At 62.8% G+C, this 5,372-nt stretch carries 5 protein-coding genes; 3 read left to right on the top strand and 2 right to left on the bottom strand.

Annotation, left to right across the window (positions count from 1 at the left end; translation table 11 throughout):
- From ACZM96_RS09315 to ACZM96_RS09305, 3 genes are all read left to right on the top strand, one after another.
- A partial coding sequence (locus ACZM96_RS09315) for a rubrerythrin family protein (RefSeq protein WP_489488722.1) occupies positions 1-395 on the top strand: 395 nt, incomplete at its 5' end.
- Between the two features lie 697 nt (positions 396-1,092).
- Positions 1,093-1,836, top strand: a complete 744-nt coding sequence (locus ACZM96_RS09310) for a sulfite exporter TauE/SafE family protein (RefSeq protein ID WP_489488721.1) — start codon at positions 1,093-1,095, stop codon at positions 1,834-1,836.
- A gap of 88 nt (positions 1,837-1,924) precedes the next feature.
- Entirely contained in the window at positions 1,925-2,668 is a 744-nt protein-coding gene (locus ACZM96_RS09305; RefSeq protein WP_489488719.1) for a TSUP family transporter, read from the top strand.
- 461 nt (positions 2,669-3,129) lie between these two features.
- Here ACZM96_RS09305 and nadB read toward each other — a convergent pair whose 3' ends face one another.
- The gene (gene nadB / locus ACZM96_RS09300) at positions 3,130-4,707 is read right to left on the bottom strand and encodes an L-aspartate oxidase (protein ID WP_489488717.1); all 1,578 of its coding nucleotides are present in this window, start codon (positions 4,705-4,707) and stop codon (positions 3,130-3,132) included.
- 195 nt (positions 4,708-4,902) lie between these two features.
- Positions 4,903-5,372 (bottom strand): quinolinate synthase NadA (gene nadA, locus ACZM96_RS09295; RefSeq protein WP_489488715.1); only part of this gene is annotated, 470 nt, incomplete at its 5' end.

The raw sequence follows: 5,372 nt of genomic DNA, 5'->3' as shown, positions 1-5,372 counted from the left end.
GCTGCAAGCAGGCCGCCAAGCTGTTCCGCGCCGCCGCCGAAGCCGAAACCATCCATGCGCTTGCCCATTTCCGCAACGCCAAGGAAGTGAAGAGCACCGCCGAAAACCTTCAGGCCGCCATTGCCGGCGAAACCCATGAATGCGTGAACATGTATCCCGGCATGATTCTCGACGCCAGGAACGAAGAGGAAATGGCCGTGGCCAAGTACCTCGACATGGTCTGCAAGGTGGAAGGCGTTCACGCCGAACTCTACAAGGACGTGTCCAAGGATCCCAGCACCGAGGCCGAAGACTACTACATCTGCCCCGTGTGCGGCTTCATCAGCAAGGGCAAGTTTGAAGGCAAGTGCCCCGTGTGCGGCGCTTCCGGCGACAAGTTCTACACCGTGAAGTAACTCTGCCTCACAGAGTCGTTTCAGGCCGTCGGCATTCCGGCGGCCTTTTTTTGCGCCCTGCATCCGGCGGCTCGGCGCAGGACGCAGCCGACGCGTCGGGGCGGATGCAGGCGGGCCGACGAATCGCCCCTTTGAGATGCTCGAAGCATCCTTCGCCCCCGGGCGGAACGGGGCGTTCGGGGTCACCCGGCGGATCGCCAGCCCCCCGCAGGCAAGCAGGCAACAGCCGTCACGCCCCCCGGCGGGCAGAGGGTCTGCCTCCCCGCACTTCTCGAAGCAACATGTCCCCGACGCCCCCGGCCGAAACGTGTCCCGCTTTTGCGCTCCGCCGCGGCACGCCGTTTTCCAACGTGTGCCTCCGCCCGCAGGAAAAAATCTTCCGCCGCCCGCAGGCCGGAGCCGGGGCAAATTCCCCGCGGCGGCAAACATTTTTCCCGCGCAGTCTGCCTCGGAAAGCGTTTTTTCTCCCTCGCCCCGGCAGCTGCGCTCGCACAACATCCCCTCACGCACTGCGCAACAACAACATGCGCCGCCGCGCTTCTCTTCCCTTCTCCCCATCCGCTTCCTTTTCGGGGCACGCTCCGCTCCCGCGCGCCCTCTTTTTTTCACCGTGCCGCCGCCGAACCCGCCCCTTTATCATTTACAAACACCCGGGATAGGCATAACAATCGTCGCTTACGATTTTTCCGAGGCAGTCATGGACAACGACATTCTCATCATCAGTGCGGCCTGGTTCATAGGCGCATTCATCAACGGACTCACCGGCATGGGCGGCGCGCTCATCGCTCTGCCGCTCATATCTCTGTTCGCGTCCTCCAAGGACGCCATCGTCGTCAGCATGATTTCCGGCTTTCTCGTCGGACTCATGAGCCTGCTGCTCTACTGGCGCTACATCAACATTAAAGAAGTGCTCGGCTTCTGGCTTGCGGCCCTGCCCGGCATTTTCCTCGGCGTGTGGACGCTCAAAATCGTCAACATCGCGTGGCTGGAACTTTTTCTCTGCATCCTGCTCGTCATGCACATCACCGTGCAGCTCATTCAGGACTGGCTTGGAACCTGCATGGCTCCCAGAGCCGTCATGAAATACGTCTGCGGCATCGGCGCAGGCTTCTTCAGCGGCTCGCTCGGCGTCAACGGCCCCGTCATGGCCATCTACGCCTCGCTCATGTGTCTGGAAAAAAACAGAGCCCGCGGATTCTTCACCAGCGCCACCATCGCTTCGTTCGTGAGCCTTTCCGTGCTCGTCGGCAACGGCCTCGTCACGGACCACGTCCTTCACACCGTCTCCTGGGTGGCCCCCGCGGCCGTCACTGGTTTCCTCTGCGCCTGGCCCTTTGCCAAGCGCATCAAGCAGAGCACCTTTCACAACGCCCTGCTCATTCTGCTCGGCGTGGCCGCCGTCTCCCTGTTCTTCCAGCTTCTGCCCTACTTCACGCACTGAGAACTTCGCGCGCCTGCACCGGAATCGTCCGGCCGTTCCATAACCTTGTTCCCGCATTCGACTCACTCCTTCCCCATTTAAGAATTCCATGGTCAGCGATCTGTTCATCATCGGCGCAGCGTGGTTCATCGGCGCATTCATCAACGGCCTCACCGGCATGGGCGGCACTCTCATCGCCCTGCCGCTCATCACGATATTCATTTCATCCAAAAGCATCATTCTCATCAGCTTCATCGCCAGCATCATGGTCGGCCTGATGACGCTGCTGCTCTACTGGCGCTACATCGACGTCAAAGACGTGCTCGGTTTCTGGATTCCCGCCCTGCCCGGCATCGTCATCGGCGTATGGACGCTCAAAATCGTGGATATCGAGCTTCTGGAACTTCTGCTGTGCATCATCATCGTGCTGCACATCATCGTGCAACTCATTCAGGACTGGCTCGGCACCTGCATGGCCCCCAGAGCCGCCATGAAATACATCTGCGGCTTCTTTGCGGGCTTCTTCGGCGGCTCCATCGGCATCAACGGCCCCATCATGGCCATGTACGCCTCGCTCATGTGCCTGGACAAAAACAAGGCCCGCGGTTTCTTCACCTCATCCACCGTGGCCTCGCTCGTGAGTCTCGGCATCGTGATCAGCAACGGACTCATCACCGAAGACATCGTCCGCGCCTCGTCCTGGGTGGCTCCCGCCGCCGTGCTCGGCTTTCTGTGCGCCTGGCCGCTTGCCAAACGCATCCGGCAGGAAACCTTTCACAACGCCCTGCTCATTCTGCTCGGCGTGGCCGCCGTCTCGCTGTTCATGCGCGTGCTGCCCTACCTCACGCGCTGACGCGCCGCAACGGCAGCGCCGCTTCTCCCCTCGCCCCTTCATGACGCAAACAGGGCGCAGCCTGCCGCAAACGGCAAACTGCGCCCCGTTTTTTTTTGCTGATCCGCTTTGCCTCTCCGAAGGCAGCGCCGGGAAATCGCCCGCCCCCCGGTCTTCTGCCGCCGTACTTTCCCGGTCGCTCCCGCGCTTCGGACGCAGTGCCGCGGATTTTTCCTCTGCCCACTGCCTCCTGCCGCCGCGCCGTTCCCGCCCGCTCCCCGTCGTTCTTCGGTCGTTCCCGGTCCTTCTCTGGTCACGCCCCCGCCGTTTATCGCTCCCCTTGTCCGTTCCCCGGCCGGAGCATTGCGCACGCCCGGCTTCCGGCCCGGCTTCCCGGCGGCGCGCCGCAAACGAAAAAGCCCGCGCTCTGCCGGAAGCAAAAGCGCGGGCCTGCAATTCATTCCCTGCGGAATGCTCTGCCGCTAATCCTTGCGGTAGTGGCAGCCCAGACTCTGCTTGTTACGCAGTGCGGCCTGGGTAATGAGGTAGGCCGTCTGGCAGCCGTGGAACAGATGCACCAGCGACTGCGTGAGCGGCGTATGCTTGTAGAAGTCGTGCAGGTGGCTGGACAGATCACGCAGATCGGCAAAGGCGCGGCGCAGTCTGCTTTCGGTGCGGATGATGCCCACATAGTTCCACATGATGTGGCGGATGGTGGCCCAGTCCTGAGCGATGAGCGCGGGATCATCGTTGTGCTCGTTGCCGGGATGCTTCCAGTCGGCGATTTCGGCAAAGATGCTCGTGTCGAAATGATCGGAGCCCAGACGCGCGGCAATGTCGTTGCCCGCGGAAATGCCCCAGAGCAGGGCTTCCAGCAGCGAGGTGCTGGCCAGGCGGTTGGCGCCGTGAATGCCCGTGCAGCTGCATTCGCCCACGGCATAGAGTCTGTCGAGCGTGGTTCTGCCGCGCAGATCCACCAGAATGCCGCCGCAGAAGTAATGCGCCACGGGCACGATGGGCAAGGGCTGCGTGCGCATGTCTATGCCGATTTTCCGGCAGCTCTCGAACACCGTGGGGAAGCGGCGGGTCACGTCGCAGTCGAGCGTGGAGCAGTCGAGCAGCATGTGATTTTCGCCGGTAGCCAGCATTTCGCTCACAATGGCCTGCGAAACCACGTCGCGAGGCGCGAGATCGCCGCGGGGATCGTAGCGGCTCACGAAGCGTTCGCCGTGGCTGTTCACCACGTGCGCGCCCTCGCCGCGCAGGGCCTCGGTAAGCAGGGGAATCTGCTGCGCGTGATTGAACAGGCCCGTGGGATGGAACTGCATGAATTCCATGTTGGCCAGACGCACGCCCGCGCGGTGGGCCATGCTGATGCCCGAACCCGTGGCCCACGGATTGTTCGTGGAATACAGATACACCTGTCCCACGCCGCCCGTGGCGAGCACGGTGTTTTCGGCGAGATGGAGTTCCACTTCCTGCGTGGCCTCGTTGAAGGCGTAGGCGCCGAGGCAGCGGTTGGTGAGCTGATAGTGACAGGCCGTGGAGCAGGCGTGATGTTCGGTGGTCACGAGGTCCACGGCGGAGCGGCCGCCGAGCACCGTGATGTTCGGATGCGCGGCCACGGCGGCGTGAATGTGTTCGATGATGCTGCGGCCCGTGTAGTCCGCGCAGTGGGCGATGCGGGGCACGGCGTGACCGCCTTCGAGGGTCATGTCCCACTTGCCGGAGGCGTTGCGGTCGAAGGGCACGTGGAGCTTGTCGATGAGCATGCTCTGCACGGCCTCGCCGCCGTGTTCGGCGAGAAAGCGCACGGCTTCGTCGTAGTTGTAGTCGTGACCGGCCACGAACATGTCGTGCTCAAGGGATTTCTGATCTTCCGGATCGGTGGTGAACACGATGCCGCCCTGAGCCATGATGGAATTGCCGCCGTCCAGCTCCTCGGTAGGCATGAGAAGATGCACGTCGAAACCCTTGTCGGCCATGGTGAGCGCGGCCGCGCACCCGGCGAGCCCCGAGCCTATGACAAGTACCTGAGAACGATAACGTAATGCATTCATATAGCGACGCCTGAACTGCGGCAGAACCCGCAGCAGCGATTGGATACGCAGCCGTATCCGTTGAAGGGCCTGGGCGATTCCGCCCGAAACGTCGATCTGCGGCGCGGCCGCAGGCCCCCTTTCATGCCCGGGGCGCAACGGATTCCGCCGGACCAAAAGCCCCGGAACACGCCGCGCCCTTTGCCGCAAGCCGGACTAGCGGCAGACCTCAAGCATGCGTACCAGAGACTCGCGGGCGGGAGCCTTGAGGGCTTCGTCCACAAAAACTTCGCCCTTGCCTTCGTCCAGCCCTTCCAGGGTGGCCAGCAGTCTTTCGGCGGTCACCTTTTCCATGTCGGCGCAGGTGGCCTGCGCGAGAGGAATGATGTTGATGCGGTCGGCGTATTTTTCCATGAGGCGGCGCACCAGATGGAATTCCGTGCCGATGCACAGGGCGGATTCCTTTCCTTCGGCGGCGGCCTTTTCAGCTTCCTTGATGAGGTAGGCGGTGGAACCTGCGCCGTCGCAGCGCTCCACCACTTCGGGGGAGCATTCGGGATGCACGAGCACACGGCAGCCCGGGAAGTGACTGTGGAAGGCGTCCACCATGTCGGGCTTCATGAGCGATTCGTGAATGGGGCAGCAGCCGGGCCAGAGCAGCAGCCGGGCCGAGCGGGCCTCGTCGC

This window comes from Mailhella sp. (assembly GCF_057866825.1).
Note: the sequence above shows the minus strand (reverse complement) of the source record. Positions and strands in the feature narration are given on the sequence as shown.

What these genes read in the sequence shown, in the direction of transcription:
- ACZM96_RS09310 (WP_489488721.1), top strand. Translation starts at nt 1,093, where the DNA reads ATGGACAACGACATTCTCATCATCAGTGCGGCCTGGTTCATAGGCGCA.
- ACZM96_RS09305 (WP_489488719.1), top strand. Translation starts at nt 1,925, where the DNA reads ATGGTCAGCGATCTGTTCATCATCGGCGCAGCGTGGTTCATCGGCGCA.
- nadB (WP_489488717.1), bottom strand. Translation starts at nt 4,707, where the DNA reads ATGAATGCATTACGTTATCGTTCTCAGGTACTTGTCATAGGCTCGGGG.